The sequence below is a fragment of the Asticcacaulis sp. AC402 genome (genome assembly GCF_000495835.1).
Classification (GTDB): Bacteria; Pseudomonadota; Alphaproteobacteria; order Caulobacterales; family Caulobacteraceae; genus Asticcacaulis.
On the sequence record NZ_AWGC01000079.1, the window covers coordinates 1 to 598 of the forward strand.

General features: G+C 49.8%; 1 pseudogene. It reads left to right on the top strand.

The window, feature by feature from the left end:
* Positions 1-598 (top strand): annotated as a pseudogene (locus ABAC402_RS41060) (IS5 family transposase); the annotation flags it as partial.

The window sequence follows — 598 nt, forward strand, 5'->3', positions numbered from 1 at the left end:
GCGATCCTGGTCGCACAGGGTCGGACAACCGGATGTTTTTGGAGGCAGTGTTGTGGATTGCGCGTACGGGCAGTCCTTGGCGTGATCTTCCACCGAATTTTGGCAATTGGAATACAGTGTTCAGGCGTTACCGAGATTGGGTAAAAGCTGATGTTTTTTATAGGATTTTCTCAGCCATATCGGACGATCCTGATATGGAATATGCCATGATCGATGCTACGATAGTCAAGGTCCACCGCCATGGTCAGGGCGCTAAAGGGGGACTCAAAATCAGGCCATAGGAAAGTCAAAAGGCGGGATGACGACCAAAATCCTCGCTTTGACTGATGCCTTGGGCAACTTGGTGCGCTTTGTTCTACTCCCCGGCCACCGCTTTGATACCGTCGGAGTGGCTCCCTTGATTAAGGGGCTCGAGTTTGGGGCCCTCTTGGCTGACAAGGCATTTGATTCCAATTGGATAATCGATGACCTCAATACCAGAGGCGCCAAGATCGTCATCTCTCAACATCCACGTCGTACAAAGCCAATCGACATCGACGCCGAAATGTACAAATGGCGCCATCTCATTGAAAACTTTTTCTGTAAACTCAAAGAGTTC